Here is a 20,987-nt window from a genome sequence, read left to right as displayed (position 1 = left end):
TCACTGGCCGCGACGGCGCAGGTAGCGTTCGAACTCGCGGGCGATCGCGTCTCCGCTGGCCTCCGGCAACGCCGTCTCCGGCTCGCGTGACTCCAGCGACCGGACGTACTCGGCGACCTCGGTGTCCCCGGCGGCGAGCTCGTCGACCTGACGTTCCCAGGCCTTGGCCCGTTCGGGCAGATCACCCAGCGGGATCTCGATGTCGAGCAGGTCCTCCACCCGCCGCAGCAGCGCCAGCGTCGCCTTCGGGCACGGCGGGTTGGCGACATAGTGCGGCACCGCGGCCCAGAACGACACCGAGGCGAGCTCGGCCCGCGCACAGGCCTCGCCGAACACCCCGACGATACCCGTCGGCCCCTCGTACCGGGACGGTTCGAGCCCGAGCCGCGCGGCGGTGGCCGCGTCTCCGGCGGTACCGCTGATCGGCACCGGCCTGGTGTGCGGCGAGTCGGCCAGCAGCGCACCCAACGAGATCACCATGTCGCTACCGAGCGCGTGTACGGCCTCGATCAGCTCGTCGGTGAAGCCACGCCAGCGCATGTTCGGTTCGAGGCCCCGGATGAGCACCAGGTCCGTCTCGGACTTGGGCGGCCGGGCTACCGACAGGCGGGTCGTCGGCCAGGTGATTTTTCTGGAGGCGCCGTCCGTTCCGCTCACGTTGGGCCGGTTGACCTGGAAATCGTAGTAGTCGTCCGGGTCGATCGCACCGATCACCCGTGCCTTGAAAGCCGTCTCCAGATGCTCGACAGCCGCGGACGACGCGTCGGCGGCGTCGTTCCACCCCTCAAAGGCAGCTACCACAACCGGCGACCGCAGCTGGCCGACGCCGGAGAACTCGATCACCTACCACCTCCTGCCGCCCAGCGGCGGCCCACTGCCCCCGTGACAGTGCAACGGTACGTCCTCACGGAGACGACTCCTGCCCCGAGCCGACATCCGATGACGCCAGCCCTCCTCGCGATCGGTGGGAATCCCTCGCCCACGGGAACCCTCCGTGGGACCAGTCTGCCGGTGTTCTCGTGGGAACGGCCTTCCTCGGTCTGGCGACGCGGTGGCGACTCGCGACGCTGTGCGGTATGGCGAACGCTGCGTGTATTGCCGAGTGCTGTGAGTTTTGGTGAATGCTGTGCGACTTGCCGGACCTGCGGATTCTCCTGGCTTGCTGGAAGCTTCGGCGATTGCCGTGGGTCTCGCCCACGCTATGGGGTCTGGCGGTTCTCTGGGGTCGTGGAGACACTGCGGGGCCTAACTATCGGGCTTTTGCTACCGGGCCCGGCAGTGACGGCGGGTCTGGCGGGTCTGGCGGGTATGCGGGCCTGGCAGATCGTACGGATGTAACGGTCGTGCGGGTCTGGCGGGCTTTCAGGGCCGGGTGCGGTGGCCTGGCCAGGCCGTTCGGTTGGCGCACCTGGTCCGGTGGTGCCGGGCGGACTGGGCACCCGGCCTGGATCTCCCGGTGGCAGCACCGTATCGGCTTCGGACGGATACCCGCCGGGGCGGGATCGTGAACGGCCCGCGGACAGCTGTCCGAGTCACGACAACCAGTGCCGCCCGACCTGTCATCCCGCTGCCGACATGTCGCCCGAGGGGCCGTGTCCAGGGCCGTGTGCATCCCCTGTCGGCGTCCGCGGCTGGCGTCCCTGCGGGGCGGGTCACGGCCGTGGCGGTGGAGGCGGGAGCGGTGTTGTGAGGGGGACCGCTGCGCCCGGGTGCCGGCCACACCGGTGTGGTCCGGCAGCATACGAACCGAACGGTGCAGCCAACCCCAAGCTAGGAGCGACAGTGGGTAGCCTCGCGGCGGTCTTCTTCGACATGGATGGTCTCCTCGTCGACACCGAGCCGATCTGGACCATCGCCGAGCACGAGGCGGCCGCGCGTCTCGGCGGCACGTTCACCGCCGCGATGAAACGCGCCATGATCGGTCATGGCATCGACACCGCCGTTCCCATCATGGTTTCGATGCTCGGACAACCGCCGTCCGCCGTCGAGGACACCGCCCGGTTCCTGCTGCGCCGCTCCGCGGAGCTGTTCCGCGAGCCCGGCGTCATCGTTGCCCAGCCCGGCGCCCTGGAGCTGCTTACCGCCCTGCACGAACGCGCGGTGCCGACCGCCCTCGTCTCGTCGTCCTTCCGCAACCTCATGGACCCCGTCCTCGACGTCATCGGCCCCGAGCGGTTCGCGGTGACGGTCGCCGGCGACGAGGTGCACCGCCGCAAGCCCGACCCCGAGCCCTACCTCACCGCCGCCCGCCTGCTCGGCGTCGAGCCGCACGCCTGCGTCGTCCTGGAGGACAGCCTGTCCGGCGCCACCGCCGGGGTCGCCGCCGGCTGCGCCACCATCATGGTCCCCTCCATGCCCCCCGAGGACTCCGCGCAGGGCTCTGGCGCCGCCAGCCAGCGAGTTCCCGCGGTCGCGGATCATCCCGAGGCCGCAGGCCTGCGCGACCGGCTCGCCGGTCTCGTCGCAAGCCTGCACGATCTGGATCCTGACCGCATCGAGGATCTCGCCGCCGCCCACCGCCCGCGTCCCTGACCGCGCCACCACCACCGGACACACCGCCCCCGCCGCGGGAAGAGCGCCGCCCCCCTCACCCGTACGGGACGGTGCGGGTGAGGGGGGGGCAGGACGGTGCGGGCCGCCGTGCGCGAGGCCGGGCAGCCCGGCGAAACCGCCGGCCACAGAGCGCATCACGAGAGCTGCGGCGCCGACACGCAGTGACGCCGGTGAGATCTTTGGAGGGCGTGCCGAACCTGCGCGATGACGCACTTCGGCGTCCGCGCGCCGTGGGGGTCAGGTGGCGGAGATGGCGCGTAGGACGTCCATGCGGGCGGCGCGGCGGGCGGGGAAGGCGGCGGCGAGCACGCCGAGCAGGACGCCGACGCCGATGACGACGACGATGGTGGACGCGGGATAGGCGAAGGTGCTGATCCCCTGGCTCGCGAGTGCCCTGGTGAGCGCCCAGCCGAACACGCTTCCGACGGCCACGCCGAGGACCGCCCCGAAGACGGAGATGATGGTCGACTCCATGACCACCATCGCGCGCATCTGGGCACGGGACATGCCGACCGCCCGCAGAAGGCCGATCTCCCGCGTTCGCTCGATCACGGACAGGGCGAGGGTGTTGACGATGCCGAACAGGGCGATGATGACTGCCAGGGCCAACAGCACGTAGATGAAGCCGAGCAGCTGGTCGACCTGTTTCTCCTGCTGGGCGACGAATTCGGACTGGTCGCGGACCTCGACGGTCGCGTACGGCCGTACCACCGAGTCGATCTCGGCGCGCACCGCCGCCGGGTCCGCCCCCTCGGCCCGTTTGACCAGGACGAACAGATCGAGATCGTCGTGGGTGTGCTTGGCGTACTGACTGGTGGAGACAATCCACGAGCCGGCGACCTGGCTTTTCTTGTAGATGCCGGCGACGGTGAGGCCCTGCACGCCGTCGGGGTAGGCGACCCGCACGGTCTGGCCGACGGTGAGGTGCCGGTCGGTGGCGGTCGCCTGGTCGACGAGGATGGTGTGCTCGTCGAGCTTGTGCAGGTCGCCGTCCACCTTCTTGATCGCGAGGACCTGAAGCAGACCCGCGGGGTCACCGGCGAGCAGCTGGACGTTCCGCCCGTCGACCTTCGCCGCGCCGCCGCGCAGGCCGGTGGAGACACCGATGCCGGGCTTGCCGGCGAGGTCCCTGGCCACCTGGCCGCTGAACCCGGCGCCGAAGCCCTTGGTGGTGAGGTAGTAGTCGGCACCGAGACTGGTGGTCACCGTGGCGCGCACCGACTCCTTGATTGACTGGCCGAGGATCGCGAACGCGCTGACCAGCGCCAGGCCGATCATGAGCGCGGACGCCGTGGACGCGGTGCGCCTCGGGTTGCGCATCGCGTTCTCCCGGCCGAGATGCCCGGTGGTGCCGAAAACCGCGACGAAGGGACGCCCGAGCACCCGGATGACCGGGACGGACAGCAGCGGCGAAAGGGTCGCGACGCCGAGGAAGATCGCCGCCGCGCCGGCGCCGACCGCGCTGGCCGCCGACTTGCCCGAGGACGCCGTCCCGGCGGCGAGCAGCAGCACGCCGAGCCCGGACAGCGCTATCCCGGCGATCGCCCGCAGCCGCAGCGAGCGGGCCGGCAGCACGTAGGTCTCCCGCATCGCCGCGATCGGCGGCACCGACGCGGCCTTGCGGGCCGGCACGAACGCCGCCACCGAGGTGATCACGACCCCGACGGCATAGGCGACGACGATCGTGCGGGCCTCGAACACCAGCGACCCGCTGGGCAGATCCACCCCGAACGCGCCGACGGCCGCCCGTAGCAGCAACGCGAGACCGGCGCCGAGCCCCAGGCCCGCCGTCGCCCCGGCCGCACCCACCAGGGCGGCCTCGACCTGCAGCGACATCTGGACCTGGCGGCGGCTGGAGCCGATCGCCCGCAGCAACGCCAGTTCCCGTACCCGCTGGGCGACCAGCATCGTGAACGTGTTGAAGATGATGAACGCGCCGACGAACACCGAGATCGCGGCGAACACCAGCAGGAACGTGGAGAACCCGCCGATCGCCTGCTGGACGGCGCTGGCGTTCTGGTCGGCGAGCTGCTTGCCGGTGATCGCCTCGACGCCGGCGGGCAGCACTGTGGCGATCCGGGCCCGCAACTCCTCCTGGCTCACGCCCGCCACCGCGGCGAGACGCACTGTGCTGAACTGGTTGGGGGCGAGCAGGACCCGCTGGGCGGTGGCGGTGTCGAAGGCCGTCACCGACGTTCCGCCGAAGCTGTCCTGGCCGGCGACCTGGAACATGCCGACGAGGGTGTAGGTGGCGGGAGCGCCCTTCGTCTGCACCTGCACCCGCGCGCCGAGCGCCAGGTGCATCGAACGGACGGTGGCGCGGTCCACCACGATCTCGCCCGGGCCCGGTCCGTGTCCCTCGGTAAGGGTCTCGGCGGACGTCGGTTGATCCCCGGTCCAGTTCGAGCCGACACCGAGCGCGTTGCTGTTCCCCGCGGGCTTGCCGGTGCGCGGGTCGATCAGCACCGCCTGACCCTGCACCGAGCCAACGGCAGCGCGTACACCGTCGACCTTCGCCAGAGTGGGCACGATCGACGCCGACAGCGGCGGGCGGCCCGCGTCGCTGGTCGGGTCGACCTGGTTGACGGCCCGTACCGCGACGCTGACGTTTCTGTCGATACTGGCGAACAGGGTGTCGAAGGTCTTGTTCAGCGTGTCAGTGAGTACGAGAGTTCCTGTGACGAAACTCACACCTACGACGACGGCCAGCATCGACAGCGCCAGTCGGGTCTTGCGGGCCAGCAGGCTTTTGAGGGTGGCGCGCAGCATCGGCTCAGGCCCACTCCGCCGAGTGCGACCCGCCGGAGCGCCGCCGGCGCCGCCCCGAGTCGCGGTAGAGATCGCCGATCTGACCGTGCGGCTCGGCCCCGCCGGGCTCACCGCCGGCGTCCTCATCCGCGTACCCACGTTCGTGGTCGCCGGACGGGTCGCCGTGGGCGTACCGCTGGTCCGGGTAGGGGTAGCCGCCCGTGTCAACGCCGCGATGGCCGTCACTGCCGTCGTTGCCTGAGCCGTGACTGCCGGCGGCCGGGCCGGGCTCGTATCCGGCCGGCCGGGCGCGGTAGGCCCCGGCGTCGTCCCGCTCGCCGTACCCCGAGTCCGGCCCACGCGTGTACGCGCCCGTCGCCGGTCCGCCGTAGCCGTCGGCCGGGTAGCCGCCCGTCGCCGGTTCCCCGTAGCCGTCGGCCGGGTAGCCGCCCGTCGCCGGTCCGCCGTAGCCGTCGGCACCGAAGCCACCGGCGGCGTGGTCATATCCCGTGCCGTCGGCAGGGTAGTAACCCTCGGCGCCACGCTCGCCGTAACCGTCGGCGGCATACCCCTCGGGGACCCGGCCTCCGGCGCCGTAGCCGGCGCCGGAGTAGCCCTCGGCCTCGCGGGCACGGCTGCCGCGCCCACGGTCATCGTGAGCATGACCGTCGCGAGCACGGTCGCCGGCGGGCTCGCGGTCGTAGGCGGGCTGGCTCGGGGCGTATCCGGCCGGGTTCGGGCCGTAGTCCGCGGCGGCCTGGCTGTAGCCGTCCGCGACCGCGGCGAGCGAACGCTCCTCGGTCGCGGGATTCACGACCAGGCCGCGCTGGACCGCGTCGAGATGCTTCAGCCGGTCGAGCACCTCGTCGGCGGTGGGCTGCGCCAGCGAGTCGACGAGCCGTCCGTCGGCGAGGAAGATCACCTCGTCGGAGTAGGAGGCCGCGGTCGCGTCGTGGGTGACCATGACGATCGTCTGACCGAGTTCGGTCACCGAGTCGCGCAGGAACTGGAGCACCTCGGCGCCCGAGCGCGAGTCGAGATTCCCGGTCGGCTCGTCGGCAAAGATGATATCCGGCCTGGTCACGAGCGCCCGGGCGCAGGCGACGCGCTGCTGCTGGCCGCCGGAGAGCTCCGTGGGGCGGTGCCGCAGCCGCGGCGCGAGACCGACCGCGTCGACCACCGTGCGCATCCACTCCTTGTCGGGCGAACGCCCGGCGATGCTCAGCGGCAGCGTGATGTTCTCCGCGGCGGTCAACGTCGGGAGCAGATTGAACTGCTGGAAGATGAAACCGATCCGGTCGCGGCGCAGCCGGGTGAGCTCCTTGTCGGACAGGCGGGACAGGTCGACGTCGCCGATGTACACCCGGCCGCGGGTGATGCTGTCCAGGCCCGCCAGGCAGTGCATCAGCGTGGACTTGCCCGACCCCGACGGGCCCATGATCGCGGTGAAGCGGCCGCGGGGGAAGCCAATGTCGATCCCGCGCAGCGCGGTGACGATCGTGTCCCCGGAGCCGTAGACCTTCGTCAACTGGCTGGCCCGCGCCGCCGCGACCGGCGTCGCCCTCGACTCGTCGGCGGACCGCTGCCCACCTCCGGACGGCGCGGCGGGGACGCCGGGGGCGCCGCCGGTGCCCCGGCCGTGCCGCCGCCCGGTCGTGGCGATGTCACTCGTTGCCGCCTCCCGCCTCCCGCCGGGGGACGCTCCGGTGCGTCGGGCCATCGTTGGTCCTCCTCGCGTCGCCGCGTGTGCCGGTCGGTGTCCGCCGGCCACCGCGGCCGGGGATGGGCGTGCCATCGTCCTATGTACGTCTATCCACCCTCGGATGACCGCAGCGCGTTCACCCCGGCCCGTCCAGGCACCTCGGGCAACCGGGCATCGACCGCCCGAACTCCAACGAACCACATGTGATCAACATCTCCGGGGGTCACCGGCTCGTCTCAGCCCGATCAGCCTCCCATCGTCCTCTGATCACCAACGGTGCCATGCTGGCTCGCCGGAGGCGCCGAACGCCGCGATCAGCTCGCGACCAGGCGCCCGTCCCACCGCTACCAGGAGATCGGTGACCGGTGAGCGTTCGAGGGCCGTGGGGACTCTAGCCGTCGGCCTCGCAGACGGCCGGAGCCTGATCGTCGAGACCGGCGGCGGGCCGCGGCGACGGCAGCGGCGGTGGGGTGCCGCCGAAGGCCGGGCAGCGGGACTGGTGGTCACACCAGGAGCACAGGCGACCCGGCGTCGCCCGCCAGTCGCCCGTGCGGTGGGCCCGCTCGATCGCCGCCCACAGCGCCGTGATCCGCCGCTCGGTGGCGCGCAGGTCGGCCTCGTCCGGCGACACCCGAAGCCAGGTGCGATCACCCAGATAGTAGAGGCGCAGCTCGCGGGGGATGACTCCGCGCACCCGCCACAGCAGCAGGGCGTAGAAGCGCATTTGGAACATCGCCGACGCCTCGAACGCCGGCCCCGGCGAGCGGCCCGTCTTGTAGTCGACGACCCGCAGCGCGACGCCCTGCGCGGTGGCCGCGGAGTCGAGCCGGTCCACGTAGCCGCGCAGCCGCAGCCCCGAGTCCAGCACGTGCTCGACATACAGCTCGCGGGCCGCGGGAGCCAGCCGGGTGGGGTCCTCCAGCGCGAAGTAACCCTCGAGCAGGTCCCGCGCCGATTCCAGCCAGGCGGCGAGCGCCTCGGCACCGTCGAACAGCCCCGCGACGGCCGGCTCCCGGGTACACAGCTGCTCGTAGGCCGGCTCCACCAAAGTGCGGGCCGCGGCCAGGGTGCGCCCCGCCGGCGGCAGGTCGAACAGCCGCTCCAGCACCGTGTGCACGACCGTCCCCCGACTCGCCGCCGGGCTCGGCGGTTCGGGCAGGCGGTCGACGACACGGAAGCGGTAACGCAACGGGCAGGTGACGAAATCGGCCGCCCGCGACGGCGACAGCGACCCGATCAGCGTCGGCGGCGAGCCGGCGGCACCGGGCGGTGACGGGCCCGCCGGGCCGGGTGGTGGGGTTGTCGTGGTCACGCCCCGACCCTAGATCCCGCCACCGACACTCTGGCGCCCCGCCTACCGGTTCGCCCGCCTGCGCTGGTCACGGGTGTGCACAGGCCAGGCGGACGGGGCCGGATCCACTCCGTAGCATCGGTTCCATGACGGATCAGCGCGGTCAGGTCGGCTCGGATGCCCAGAGCGGCCCAGGCGGCCCCGGGCAGCATCCGGGGCATCGGCCGGGTGACCGCCAGACCAGCGTGACACTCGGGCGGGTCCGGGGCGTCCCGATCTATGTCTCGCCGTTCGCGCTGATCTTCGCGGTCCTGGTGGCATACCTGATGTCCGGCTCGATCCGCGACCGGCTTCCCGCCGCCTCCGACAGCCAGGTGCTGGCCCTGTCCGCGGCCATCTCGGTCGGCTTCCTGGTGTCCCTGCTCGCCCACGAACTCGGCCACTGCCTGGTCGCGCTGCGCCTGGGCCACACGGTGCACGCGGTGACGCTGCACGGTTTCGCCGGGTTCACCGAGTACGAGCCCGAGCCGCGCAGCCCCGGCCGGATGTTCCTGATCACCTTCAGCGGTCCGGCGGCCAACGGAATCCTCGCCGGGTTGTGTGAGCTGGGCCTGGTATTCGTCGCGGCCGACTCCCACCTCGGCATCGTGCTGCGCGACCTGGGTCTGGTGAACCTCGCGCTGTTCGCGTTCAACCTCGCCCCCGGCCTGCCTCTTGACGGCGGCCGGGTCGTCGTCGCGGCGATCTGGGCGGCGACCGGCGACCAGCTGCGCGGGCTGCGGGCCGGAGCGTACGGCGGCTTCGTCGTCGCCGGCGGCCTCGTCGTCTGGGGGTCGATGGTCGGCGGCGACGGCTTCGGTCTGTTCTACACGTATGCTCTGGCGGGATTCCTGGCGTTCGCGGCCTACCAGTCGCTGCGCGCCGCCCAGATGCGCGAGCGGCTGCCCGGGCTGTCCGCCGGGCGCATCGTGCGCCGCACCCTGCCGGTCGAGGGCGCGGTGCCGCTGGCCGAGGCGTTGCGGCGGGCCCAGGAGGTCGGCGCCACCGCCGTCGCCGTCATCGACCGCGACGGTACCCCCCTGAAGATCATGAACGGCTCGGCGGTCGACGCGCTGCCCGAGCATCGGAGGCCGTGGATGAGTGTGGACGAGGTGAGCCGGGTCATCGGGCCCGGCATGGTGCTCGACGCCGACCTGGAGGGCGAGGACCTGCTCGCCGCCGTCCAGCGCGCCCCCGCCTCGGAGTATCTCGTCACCCAGGGCGGCCGGCCCGTCGGCGTGCTTGCCATGGTCGACCTGGTCGCGCGGCTCGATCCGGCTGCCGCCGCCCGCATGGCGGCCCACCGGTGAGCACACGACCGAACGACCTGACGGGACCTGAGCCGACGGGGCCGGAGCCGACAGCATCCGGTCCGGGCGGGTCCGATCCGAGGACGTCGGTGCCCGTCGCCGCGTCCATGGTGGCCGATGTGTCGACGCCGGTCCGGACGGGACACGACCAGGCGGCGTCCGATCAGACAGCGTCGGACCAGGCTGGGTCCGGGCCGGTCACGGTGGACCTGGCAGCGGCGGTGCCGCGGCCGGGCCCGACGGGGGCGGTGCATCGCCGCGGGCCGTTCACGAAGGGCGACCGGGTCCAGCTCACCGACCCCAAGGGCCGCAGGCACACGGTCCTGCTCGAACCCGGAAAGCGGTTCCACACCCACCGGGGCGCGATCGAGCACGACGCCCTGATCGGCCAGCCCGAGGGCATCGTGGTCACGAGCTCCGGCGGGACCGACTACCTGGCACTGCGCCCCCTGTTGGTCGACTTCGTGCTGTCCATGCCGCGTGGGGCCACGGTCGTCTACCCGAAGGACGCCGCGCAGATCATCACCTACGCGGACATTTTTCCCGGAGCTCGCGTGCTGGAGGCGGGTGTCGGGTCGGGCGCGCTGTCCTGCTCCCTGCTGCGCGCCATCGGCGACGACGGCCGGCTGGTGTCCTACGAACGACGCGCCGACTTCGCCGAAGTGGCCCGCCGCAACATCGAGGCGTTCTTCGGTGGCCCCCACCCCGCGCACACGATCCGCGTCGGCGACCTGGCCGAGACGTCCGAGCGCGGCGTCGACCGGGCGGTGCTCGACATGCTCGCGCCCTGGGACGTCGTGGACGCCGTCAGCCCGGCCCTCGTGCCCGGGGGTGTGGTCTGTGCCTACGTGGCGACCACGACGCAGCTCTCGCGGATCGTGGAGGCTCTGCGCGGCCACGGCACGTTCGCCGAGCCCGCCGCCTTCGAGACGATGCTGCGTGACTGGCACGTGGAGGGGCTCGCCGTCCGTCCCGGCCATCGGATGGTCGGCCACACCGGTTTCCTCGTCACCGCCCGCCGTCTCGCCGACGGCGTCACCCCGCCGGTGCGCCGCCGCCGCCCCGCCAAGGGCGCCCTGCCCGACCCGGCCGACGCGTCCGCGGCTGTGCCGGCTGCCCCGACTGCCCGATTGGTGCTATCCGAGGAGCAGTGACGAGGCGTTCCGGCGAGCGCGACGGCGCCTGAGCCCTCGATCCCGGGTCCGGACGAGTCCGCCCGTACGGCGCGAGGCAGCCGGGCGGTGGTGCCCTCCCGGCATCCGGACCCGCCCGGGCAGGGGAGCCCGCCCCGGGCCTCAGCCGTCGTCGGACGGGCCGCCGGCCTCAAGGGTGCCGTCGGGGCGCTCGACGTAGATGCAGTTGCCCGGGCACTCGTCGGCCGCGCCGAGCACGGCGTCGACGAGGGGCAGGGGCACTCGCACGCGCGCCTGCTCCGCCGTCTGGAGCTCGCCGTCGTCGTCCTTGACGTAGGCCAGGCCGTCGACGTCGAACTCGAACACGCTCGGAGCGAGCTGGACGCACAGACCGTCGCCGGTGCAGGCGTCCTGGTCGACCCGCACGCGCAGGCCGGCCGAAACGCCCGGCTTCGCTGGAGTTGCCACAGGGCTCCGATCTTCTGTCACCATGGCACCGTAACCCGCTGTTTACGGCAAAGCTGGATCGTCCTTGCTTGACCGGCCTGACAGCGGCGGTCACAACGGTAGTGTGGGTGCGTCCCGGTCAGCACGGGGGAGGTGGAGGCGCAGTGTCCGGTCCCCGTTCGGGCTCTGGCTCCGATGGGAGCACGGGTCGTCCAGGTGATGCCGAATCACGGCGGTCGGCGTACGAGAAGGAAGCACACGAGCTCACGACGCAGGTCGCCTTCCTGGAAGAGGAAGTGGCCATGCTGCGGCGTAGGTTGTCCGAATCGCCCAGGCAGGTCAGGGTGCTGGAGGAGCGGCTCGCGGAGGTTCAGGCGGAGCTGTCGTCTGTCTCAGGGCAGAACGACAGGCTCGTCGCGACCCTGCGCGAGGCGCGCGACCAGATCGTCACCCTGAAGGAGGAGGTCGACAGACTCGCACAGCCGCCCAGCGGCTATGGGATCTTCGTCTCCGGCTACGACGACGGCACTGTCGATGTGTTCACTCAGGGCAGAAAGCTCCGGGTGACCGTGTCGCCGAGTGTCGACGTCGACGGGCTTGAGCCCGGCCAGGAAGTCATGCTCAACGAGGCCCTCAACGTGGTCGAGGCGCGTTCGTTCGAGCGGCAGGGCGAAATCGTCCTGCTCAAGGAGGTTCTCGAGGGCGGCGACCGGGCGCTGGTGCTCGGTCACACCGACGAGGAGCGTGTCGTCATGCTGGCCCAGCCGCTGCTGGCCGGGCCGATTCGCGTGGGCGACTCACTGCTCATCGAGCCCCGTTCGGGCTACGCCTTCGAGCGGATCCCCAAGTCCGAGGTCGAGGAGCTCGTGCTCGAAGAGGTCCCCGACATCGGCTACGAGCAGATCGGTGGGCTCAAGAGCCAGATCGAGTCGATCCGCGACTCGGTCGAGCTGCCGTTCCTGTACAAGGAGCTGTACCGGGAACACAAGCTCAAGCCGCCAAAGGGTGTGCTGCTCTACGGCCCGCCCGGCTGTGGCAAGACGCTCATCGCCAAGGCGGTCGCCAACTCGCTGGCCAAGAAGGTCGAGGAGACGACCGGGCAGGGCTCGGGCCGGGCGTTCTTCCTCAACATCAAGGGCCCGGAGCTGCTCAACAAGTTCGTCGGTGAGACCGAGCGGCAGATCCGACTGGTATTCCAGCGGGCGCGCGAGAAGGCGTCCGAAGGTATGCCGGTGATCGTGTTCTTCGATGAGATGGACTCGATCTTCCGGACCCGTGGCTCGGGTGTGTCCTCCGATGTGGAGAACACGATCGTTCCGCAGCTGCTGAGTGAGATCGACGGTGTCGAGCAGCTCGAGAACGTGATCGTGATCGGCGCGTCCAACCGAGAGGACATGATCGACCCGGCGATCCTGCGGCCCGGCCGGCTAGACGTCAAGATCAAGGTGGAGCGCCCCGACGCCGAGGCGGCGCGCGACATCTTCGCCAAGTACGTCGTGACCGACCTGCCGCTGTACCCGGACGATCTCGCCGAGTTCGACGGCAACCGAGAGGCCACCGTCGCGGCGATGATCCAACGGGTCGTCGAGCGGATGTACGCCGAGAGCGAGGAGAACCGCTTCCTCGAGGTGACCTACGCCAACGGTGACAAGGAGGTCCTGTACTTCAAGGACTTCAACTCGGGCGCCATGATCGAGAACATCGTCGCCCGGGCCAAGAAGATGGCGGTCAAGGAGCACATCGAAGGTGGCAAGAAGGGTCTGCGCATGCAGTACCTGCTCGCCGCCTGCCTGGACGAGTTCAAGGAGAACGAGGACCTCCCGAACACGACCAACCCGGACGACTGGGCCCGGATCTCCGGCAAGAAGGGCGAACGGATCGTCTACATCCGTACGCTCGTCACCGGAACCAAGGGCACCGAGGCCGGCCGCTCCATCGACACCATCGCCAACACCGGCCAGTACCTCTAGGCCACTACCGCTGGCCCAGCCAGCACTGGCGGGGTCAGTGCTGGCTGGGCAGGGAGTCCCGGTCCCACCAGGGCGGGTATCTCCCCGAGCCTGTACTCCAGGTTCCGGCGCACGACATCGGGCCTGCCCGCGGATCGCGACCGTCCACCACCCCGGATGGTCACTGTCCGCTGGGCAGGCCCTCGCCCGTCAAGCGACCACGTGGCCAAGGCGCGCCCGCCAGGCGATCACTCGGGCGAGAGCGCGCCGTCGTCCAGGCCGTCCTCGGGCCGGGGACGTTTGCCGTCGATGCCGTCCGGGGGCGGCGGGTCGACGGGAAATGAGGGGCTTCGGGGCACACCGGTCCGAGCCGGGAGAGCCGCGCGCGGACCGGCCAGAACAAACAAGCCTGGCGTCCGGCTAACCGGCAGCCCGCGCAGGACCTACGCTTGCAGGGTGAGCGCGCGCCGGATCATGGGAATCGAGACCGAGTACGGGGTGTCGGTGCCCGGTCAGCCGAACACCAACCAGATGTTGGCCTCGTCGTTGGTGGTGAACTCCTACGCCAACCGGACGTCGGCCACGGGCAGTCGCGCCCGGTGGGACTTCGAGGAGGAGTCGCCCTTGCGGGATGCCCGGGGCTTCGAGCTGCCCCGGGAGCCGGCGGTCGATCCGAGCGCGCCGGCCAACGAGGATGATCTCGGCCTGGCCAACGTCATCCTGACCAACGGGGCCCGCCTGTACGTCGACCACGCGCACCCGGAGTTCTCCGCGCCGGAGGTCACGAACCCGCGTGACGCGGTGCTGTGGGACAAGGCCGGCGAGCGGGTGATGGCCGAGGCGGCCCGCCGTGCGCTGTCGGTGCCGGGCACCCGTCCCGTACACCTGTACAAGAACAACACCGACAACAAGGGCGTCTCCTACGGATGCCACGAGAACTACCTGATGGCCCGGTCCACTCCGTTCGGGGAGATCGTGCGCCACCTCACCCCGTTCTTCGTCTCCAGACAGGTCATATGCGGCGCAGGGCGGGTCGGCATCGGGGTGGACAGCCGCGAGGCCGGATTCCAGATCAGCCAGCGGGCGGACTTCTTCGAGGTCGAGGTGGGCCTGGAAACGACACTCAAGCGGCCGATCATCAACACCCGGGACGAGCCGCACGCCGACCCGGAGAAGTACCGCCGGCTACACGTGATCATCGGTGACGCGAACATGAGCGAGGTCGCCACCTACCTGAAGGTGGGGACGACCTCGCTGGTCCTTTCGATGATCGAGGACGGCTGGTTCAGCGTCGACCTCTCGGTGGAGGCGCCGGTGGCGTCGCTACGCGCGATCTCCCACGATCCAGGCCTCAAGCATCTGCTGACGCTTACCGACGGGCGGCGGATGACCGCTGTCCAGCTGCAGATGGAGTACTACGAGCAGGCCCGCAAGTTCGTGCAGAACAGGTTCGGCGCCGACGTCGACCCGCAGACCGCCGACGTGCTGGCCCGCTGGGAGTCGGTGCTCGGCCGGCTCGAGGTCGACCCGATGACCTGCGCGCGGGAACTCGACTGGGTCGCGAAGCTGTCGATCATCGAGGGCTACCGCACCCGGGACAACCTGTCCTGGGACTCGCCGCGCCTCGAGCTCGTCGACCTGCAGTACCACGACGTGCGGCCGGACCGGGGGCTGTACAACCGGCTGGTCGAGCGGGGGCGCTTCGACCGGATCCTCGCCGAGGACGAGGTCACCCGCGCGATGACCGAGCCACCGGAGGACACCCGGGCGTTCTTCCGCGGACGCTGTCTGGCCCGTTATCCGCAGCAGGTCGCCGCCGCCTCCTGGGACTCGGTCATCTTCGACGTCGGCCGGGACTCGTTGCAGCGGGTGCCGACGCTCGAACCGCTGCGGGGCACCAAGGCACACGTCGGTGAGCTGCTGGACCGCTGTGCGACCGCCATCGAGCTTGTGGACGCCCTCGCCGGCCGCTGAGCCGCCGCCATCTCGCCGCTGGCCCGCGAAGCCGGCGTGGCGGCGGCGCCGGCGCTGGTGGACGCTGAGGGCAGCGGTGATGAGCCTCCCGGACCGGCCGTCGTCGGACCGGCCGCGTTGCGCCCTGGGCGGACGCGGCGACGAGAGGGTCAGAACGTGATGGAGTGGACCTCTCACCGAGTCGGCCGATGGTGTCGGCGGGGCGGGATAGTCTCGCGCGAGGCGATCGAAGGAGGGCGTCATGGCCACCAGGGACAGCGGCGGCGGGCAGCAGCAACAGGGCCGGCGCGCGGACGAGACCGACGAGGCCGCGACCGAGGAGACCGCCGCCTCCGATCTCAAGGAGCGGCACGAGAAGCTCTCCGAGGACGTCGACTCGCTGCTCGACGAGATCGACGACGTCCTGGAGGAGAACGCTGAGGAGTTCGTGAAGGGCTACGTCCAGAAGGGCGGCGAGTGACCGAGGCGCTCGGCCGGAGCGTGACTCCGCCACGATGACCGGTCCGGTGCCGGACGGTCCGGTTCGGCACCGGGTGGCGGCGTGTCGGGCGGCCCGTCGCTGACCTGAACCAGCGTCGCTGATGAGACCCAGTGGTGCTGACGTGGCCTGGTGGCGGGGTCGTGCGGTGGCCGCTCATCAGCGACGTCGCCGCGCGTGCGCCTTGTGGTCGGGTTCGCCCTGTGGTCAGGTCCGGCTGGTCGGTCTGTACGCCTTGCCTGCCGATCTGTCCGGTCGGCGGTCTGACAGGTCGATCTGTCCGGTCGGGCGGTCTGTCTCGGCAGGCCCGCCGGGCTCCGATGGGTCCGTGCCGTAGCCCCGCCCGCCCGCCTGCTCTGCCCGACTCCGGCACCGGGCGGGGCGGGGCGGCCGCATGCGGCCGGGGGCGGACCCAGGCGGGCAGCTGCCGTGGCCCGAAAGTGCTGGTGGCCGTGGCTGGCGATCGGTGCGGCGGCGGCGTGGCCGGTCCGGTCGCCCGCCCGGGCCATCGCTCGACGGTGATGGCCCTATGTTGTGCTCATGCGCACGTCCGACGTGGCGCCGGGAGCCCCCGGGAGCCGCACACGGGCGGAGACGTCTATCGAAAGGGGGATGCGTGGCGGATCCATTGGGTGGCGCCGGGCGCCTGCCGGGCGCGTTCACGACGTCGGGATTCGTGACGTCGGGGTCGGCCCTGTCGGGTTTCATGGCGCCGGGCACGTCGTCGTTCACCGAGTTCCTGTCGCAGACGGCGCCGCACCTGCTGCCCGGTGCCCGCGGGGGGCTGCCGGCGCCGGTCACCGACGTGGCCCACGGCACGACGATCGTGGCGGTGGCCTTCCCCGGTGGCGTGATCATGGCAGGTGACCGGCGGGCGACGCAGGGACACATGATCGCCCAGCGGGACGTCGAGAAGGTGCACCACGCCGACGAGTTCTCCTGCGTCGGCTACGCCGGCACCGCGGGCGTGGGCGCCGAGCTCATCCGGCTGTTCCAGCTCGAGCTCGAGCATTATGAGAAGATCGAGGGCGCGACGCTGAGCCTGGACGCCAAGGCCAACCGGCTCGCGGCGATGGTCAAGGGCAACCTGGCGATGGCCCTGCAGGGCCTCGCCGTCGTCCCGCTGTTCGCGGGCTACGACGAGGACTCGGGCCTCGGGCGGATCTTCTCCTACGACATCGCCGCGGCGAAGTCCGAGGAGCGTGCCTACGAGTCGATCGGCTCGGGCTCGGTGTTCGCCAAGGGTTCGCTGAAGAAGCGCTTCCGCACCGACCTCAGCCGGGACGACGCGGTACGCATCGCGATCGAGGCGCTCTACGACGCCGCCGACGACGACACCGCCACCGGCGGGCCGGACCTGATCCGCAAGCTGTACCCCATCGTCGCCGCGGTCACCGTGGACGGGTACCGCCGCTACGGTGACGACGAGGTCGAACCCGTGGTGAGCGCCATCATCGCGGACCGTTCCACGAACGCGGGAGGCTGACGTGACCATGCCGTTCGGATACGCGAGCCCCGAACAGCAGGTCCGCGACAAGAGCGAGTACGCGCGCAAGGGCATCGCGCGCGGGCGCAGTGTCGTGATCATCACCTACGCGGACGGGATCCTGTTCGTCGCCGAGAACCCGTCGGCGACCCTGCACAAGATCAGTGAAATCTACGACCGCATCGCGTTCGCGGCCGTCGGCAAGTACAACGAGTTCGAGAACCTGCGCACGGCGGGCATCCGCCTCATGGACTCCCGCGGCTACATGTACGACCGCCGTGACGTGACCAGCCGCGCGCTCGCCAATGCCTACGCGCAGACCCTCGGGGCGATCTTCACCGAGAGTCCCAAACCCTACGAGGTCGAGATCGTCGTCGCCGAGGTCGGCCGCAGCAGCGACGACGACCAGATCTACAAGCTGACCTTCGACGGCTCGATCGCCGACGAACGCGGCTTCGTCGCCATCGGCGGTGCCTCCGACCAGGTCACCACTTCGCTCAAGGAGCACCACCGCGACGGTCAGTCCCTCGCCGACGCGTTGCGGGTGGCGGTGCGGGCACTGACCGTGAGCGTGCCGCCGGGGCTGCCGCAGAACGGCGAGCGGGTGCTCAAGGCGGCGAACCTGGAGGTGGGCATGCTCGACCGCACCCGCGCGCGCCGGCAGTTCAAGCGGATCGGCGGACTCGTCCTCGAGGATCTGCTGGCGCAGACCGCCTCCGCCTGAACCCGCGCCGCGGGCGGATCCGCGCAGTCCGCATGACCGCGCCATGCGCACGACCTCGTGGGACGGCGGCGGGAGGCGATCGCTGTCGGTCTCCTCGCCAGGGATCGTGGCCGAGGATCAGGTGGGCTCCGGTCGCAGGTGGAGGGCTGGTCACACTGTCGGAGCCTGATTCTGGAACCAGCCCCCCACCTGTCACTGATCTGACCGGAGCCGGCCCGGTCACGGACCGGGCCGGCTCCAGACGGCCGGAGGAGACGCTCGGGTCGGTGTCCGCGCGGTCGCACGGAACACCCACCTGCGATCGTCGTCCGGCCGGGCATCGGTGCCCGGCGTGGGCTAGCGGGGGCGGACGCGCTCGTCGAGGAAGGCGAGCGTGCGGGTCCAGGCGTCGGCCGCCGCGGCGGGGCGGTAGATCGTCTCGCGGTCGTCGCTGTGGAAGGCGTGTCCCGCCTGCGGGTAGCTGACCAGCTCGACAGGCTGGCCGCTGCGGCCCGCTGCCGCTCGCAATGCCGCGATCTCCTCGGTGGTGATCAGCTCGTCCTGCTCGCCGTACAGGCCGAGCCACGGCCCGCGCAGGGCCGGCGCGGCCTCGACCAGCGCGGGAACCCCCGGCCAGTAGGGAGTGCTGACCCCGCCGCCGTAGAACGACACCGCGGCGGGCAGCGGGTGGCGGGTGGCGGTGTGCAGCGCCACGGTGCCTCCCATGCAGAAGCCGATGATCGCCTGCTGGGACGTGTCGAATCCGGCGACGTCGAGGTGGGCCAGGGCAGCGTCGACGTCGACGTCGAGCTCGGCACCGGTCAGCCGGTTCATCGTCGGGACCGCCTGCGGCCAGCCATCGGCCGGGTCGACCTCGTCGAGGCCCAGGCGGTGGTACAGGTGCGGCGCCACGGCCAGCCAGCCCGCGTCCGCCAGCCGGTCGCAGACGGATACCAGGTATGGCGTGATGCCGCGGGCGTCCTGCACGACCACGACACCGCCGCGCGGCGGGTCGTCCGCGGCCGGGGCGACGACGGTCAGGGGCACCTCGCCCTGCCGGTCGACCTTGGCCCGCAGGTGGCTCTTGAGCGCGCCGGCCCGACTGGCCGCGCGGGTGATCGCGTCGTTCGTTCGGCTTGTCATGGCGCACATCCTTCCCCGTCCGCGCCGTCGTGACCGTCGTGGTGACCATCCCCGTGACCACCGCGGGGTAGCCACCCATTGTGTCCACGACCCCGGTCCGGGGCGGACCACTCGCACGGGGTTGCCCGACCGGGGGCGGGCCCGGATCGGACCGGTCTCGGACGGTGCGCCGCGACACGCCCGGAGGCGACACGCCGGAGGGCGACCGGTCGGACAGGACGTGACCCCAAGAAGGCATCAGGCTACTCCCCGTAGGCGTCCCGGCGGCTCCGCCGGACGGAGGGGAGGATGCGGTGAGCAGAGCGTGGCCGGAGGAGACAACGGGTGGTCCGCCGCCCCACGGCATGGTGTGCGGCGGGACGTCCCCGTGGTGACCACAGGTGGGCGGCCTGGGCCAGGCGACCACGAGGGCCTGCCCGGCCAGCGCCTTGGCCGCGGCGGTGGCCAAGGCGCCACCCGCCCCGACCTGGTCCGCCCCGACCTGGTCCACCCCGATGTGGCCCGGCCTGACGGGGGCCATCCTGGCTCGGTCCGCCCCGACCTGGTCCGCCCCGATGCCGGCCGTGGCGGTTCTGGTCAGCCTGGCGCGGGCCGGTCCGGCGGCGGTCGGCACGCCGGCGGCGGCCGGCCGGTGGCGCCGGGCGGATCGTCCGTGGCGGGGCTCGGGGCCCTGCGCCGCCTCGGGACGCTCACGGTCGGGATGGCGCTGCTCGCGGGTCTGCTGGTCTGGCTGTATGGCACCTCGGTGACGAGCATGCGGCCGCGGAACCTGCCGATTCTCACCGTCGGACCGCAGCCGGCGGCGGGGGCGCTCGCCGATCAGATCAGCCGGGTCGAGCCCGGCGCTCTGTCGGTGCGCACGGTCGGCAGCGTCGTCGCCGCCGACCAGGCGCTGCGGGACCGGGACGCGTATGCGGCGATCGTCATCGGCGACGGTGGGCTCACGCTGAGGGTGGCCTCCGCGGCCAGCCCCGCGGTGACCGAGGCGCTCACCCGCGGTATCCGGGTGTTCATGCCGGGGCTGGTGATCCCGGTGGTCGACGTCGTCCCGACCGCTCCACGCGACCAGGGCGGCGGGGGTCTTGCCGCCGGGTACCTGCCGCTGGTGCTGGTCCTGGCCGCGGCCGGGGTGCTGCTGACCCGGCTGGTGCGCTCGCGCGCGGCGCGCCTGGCCGCGATCTCGGTGTTCTCCGTGCTCGCCGGGTTCGCGGGCGCTGTCGCGCTGCGGGGTGCCCTGCATGTGCTGCCGGGATCGCTGCTGACGACGATGTCGGTGGTGACGCTGCTCGCGCTGGCCGTCGTCGCGCCGGTCGTCGGTGCTGGCGCGGTCGCGGGGGTGGCCGGGCTCGTGGGTGTCGTGCTCGTGATGGTCGTCGGCTCGGCACTGTCGGCCGCGGCGTCGGCGCCGGAGATGCTGCCCCGCCCGTGGGGGGAGGTCGGCCAGTTCGCCCCGCCCGGCGCGGGCGCGACGCTGCTGCGCTCCACCGACTACTTCGACGGTGCGGCGGGGGGGCGCCCGGTCGCGGTCCTGGCCGCGTGGCTGCTCGTCGGCCTGTGGCTGGCGTTCGTCGGCGGTCGAGGGGCCGCCCCCGAGGCGGGTACCCGGCGCCCGGGTGACGGCCAGCCGGAGCCGCGTGGATCCGAGACCCGGCGCCCGGTTCGAGCGGCCGACCCACGCGCCGCCGTGCCGTCCGGCTCCCTGCCGGCCGCCGCACCATCCGATGTCGTGCCGTCCAGAGCGGTGCCGTCCAGAGCGGTGCCGTCCAGAGCCGTGCCGTTCAGAGCGGTGCCGTTCGAGGCGGTGCCGGCGGACGCGGACGAGGCGAACCCCGAGGATGATGCGGGCGCCGCGGCCGTCCCGGGGCGACGCTCGGCGCTCGATCCCACCGTCCCGCTCGAACCGCCGCCCGCCGGCGGACCGACGGGCCTGTGAAGCGCGACTGTGAGGCTGGCTCGTCGATCCCCCCCGCGGGGCAATCGACCGCCAGGGGCGGTGGGGCGGGGGGTGGGCGGCGGGGCGGCCCTCCTCCC

15 protein-coding genes are annotated in these 20,987 nt (G+C 71.8%); 9 read left to right on the top strand and 6 right to left on the bottom strand.

The genetic code is table 11. The annotated features are described in order from the left end of the window. Window positions 1–843 (bottom strand): PAC2 family protein, encoded by an 843-nt coding sequence (locus tag MXD95_RS16655; RefSeq protein ID WP_250641557.1) that lies wholly within the window; start codon window positions 841–843, stop codon window positions 1–3. A gap of 939 nt (window positions 844–1,782) precedes the next feature. Here MXD95_RS16655 and MXD95_RS16650 point away from each other — a divergent pair. Then, entirely contained in the window at window positions 1,783–2,532 is a 750-nt protein-coding gene (locus MXD95_RS16650; RefSeq protein WP_250641556.1) for an HAD family hydrolase, read from the top strand. A 258-nt stretch (window positions 2,533–2,790) separates the two neighbouring features. Here MXD95_RS16650 and MXD95_RS16645 read toward each other — a convergent pair whose 3' ends face one another. From MXD95_RS16645 to MXD95_RS16635, 3 genes are all read right to left on the bottom strand, one after another. Beyond that, window positions 2,791–5,322 carry an ABC transporter permease gene (locus tag MXD95_RS16645; RefSeq protein WP_250641555.1) on the bottom strand — a complete coding sequence of 844 codons (2,532 nt, stop codon included), beginning with the start codon at window positions 5,320–5,322 and terminating at the stop codon, window positions 2,791–2,793. Window positions 5,323–5,326: 4 nt separating this feature from the next. Continuing rightward, window positions 5,327–7,021 (bottom strand): ATP-binding cassette domain-containing protein, encoded by a 1,695-nt coding sequence (locus tag MXD95_RS16640; protein ID WP_250641554.1) that lies wholly within the window; start codon window positions 7,019–7,021, stop codon window positions 5,327–5,329. A 373-nt stretch (window positions 7,022–7,394) separates the two neighbouring features. Further along, on the bottom strand, window positions 7,395–8,315 hold the full coding sequence (locus MXD95_RS16635; RefSeq protein ID WP_250641553.1) for a RecB family exonuclease: 921 nt from the start codon (window positions 8,313–8,315) through the stop codon (window positions 7,395–7,397). A 125-nt stretch (window positions 8,316–8,440) separates the two neighbouring features. On the opposite strand from MXD95_RS16635, the gene MXD95_RS16630 reads away from it, so the two are divergent. After that, complete coding sequence (locus MXD95_RS16630) at window positions 8,441–9,643, top strand: site-2 protease family protein (RefSeq protein ID WP_250641552.1); 1,203 nt, start codon at window positions 8,441–8,443, stop codon at window positions 9,641–9,643. 89 nt (window positions 9,644–9,732) lie between these two features. Continuing rightward, window positions 9,733–10,797: a tRNA (adenine-N1)-methyltransferase gene (locus MXD95_RS16625; protein ID WP_308301511.1), complete on the top strand. Its 1,065-nt coding sequence runs from the start codon at window positions 9,733–9,735 to the stop codon at window positions 10,795–10,797. 141 nt (window positions 10,798–10,938) lie between these two features. Here MXD95_RS16625 and MXD95_RS16620 read toward each other — a convergent pair whose 3' ends face one another. Next, window positions 10,939–11,268, bottom strand: coding sequence for a ferredoxin (locus tag MXD95_RS16620; RefSeq protein WP_250641551.1), 330 nt, complete (start codon window positions 11,266–11,268; stop codon window positions 10,939–10,941). A 119-nt stretch (window positions 11,269–11,387) separates the two neighbouring features. On the opposite strand from MXD95_RS16620, the gene arc reads away from it, so the two are divergent. From arc to prcA, 5 genes are all read left to right on the top strand, one after another. Continuing rightward, the gene (arc, locus tag MXD95_RS16615) at window positions 11,388–13,193 is read left to right on the top strand and encodes a proteasome ATPase (RefSeq protein ID WP_250641550.1); all 1,806 of its coding nucleotides are present in this window, start codon (window positions 11,388–11,390) and stop codon (window positions 13,191–13,193) included. Between the two features lie 435 nt (window positions 13,194–13,628). Continuing rightward, complete coding sequence (gene dop / locus MXD95_RS16610; protein WP_374122055.1) at window positions 13,629–15,146, top strand: depupylase/deamidase Dop; 1,518 nt, start codon at window positions 13,629–13,631, stop codon at window positions 15,144–15,146. Between the two features lie 241 nt (window positions 15,147–15,387). After that, window positions 15,388–15,606: a ubiquitin-like protein Pup gene (locus MXD95_RS16605; RefSeq protein ID WP_250641549.1), complete on the top strand. Its 219-nt coding sequence runs from the start codon at window positions 15,388–15,390 to the stop codon at window positions 15,604–15,606. 634 nt (window positions 15,607–16,240) lie between these two features. After that, complete coding sequence (prcB, locus tag MXD95_RS16600) at window positions 16,241–17,110, top strand: proteasome subunit beta (protein ID WP_374122054.1); 870 nt, start codon at window positions 16,241–16,243, stop codon at window positions 17,108–17,110. Between the two features lies 1 nt (window position 17,111). Then, window positions 17,112–17,834 (top strand): proteasome subunit alpha, encoded by a 723-nt coding sequence (prcA, locus tag MXD95_RS16595; protein WP_250641548.1) that lies wholly within the window; start codon window positions 17,112–17,114, stop codon window positions 17,832–17,834. Window positions 17,835–18,170: 336 nt separating this feature from the next. Here the strand turns inward: prcA and MXD95_RS16590 are convergent, their stop codons facing one another. Further along, window positions 18,171–18,956 (bottom strand): dienelactone hydrolase family protein, encoded by a 786-nt coding sequence (locus MXD95_RS16590; protein ID WP_250641547.1) that lies wholly within the window; start codon window positions 18,954–18,956, stop codon window positions 18,171–18,173. 370 nt (window positions 18,957–19,326) lie between these two features. Between MXD95_RS16590 and MXD95_RS16585 the strand changes: the two genes are divergently transcribed. Then, complete coding sequence (locus MXD95_RS16585; RefSeq protein WP_250641546.1) at window positions 19,327–20,889, top strand: hypothetical protein; 1,563 nt, start codon at window positions 19,327–19,329, stop codon at window positions 20,887–20,889. Window positions 20,890–20,987 lie beyond the last annotated feature (98 nt).

This window comes from Frankia sp. AiPa1 (genome assembly GCF_023243075.1).
Classification (GTDB): Bacteria; Actinomycetota; Actinomycetes; order Frankiales; family Frankiaceae; genus Frankia.
Note: the sequence above shows the minus strand (reverse complement) of the source record. Positions and strands in the feature narration are given on the sequence as shown.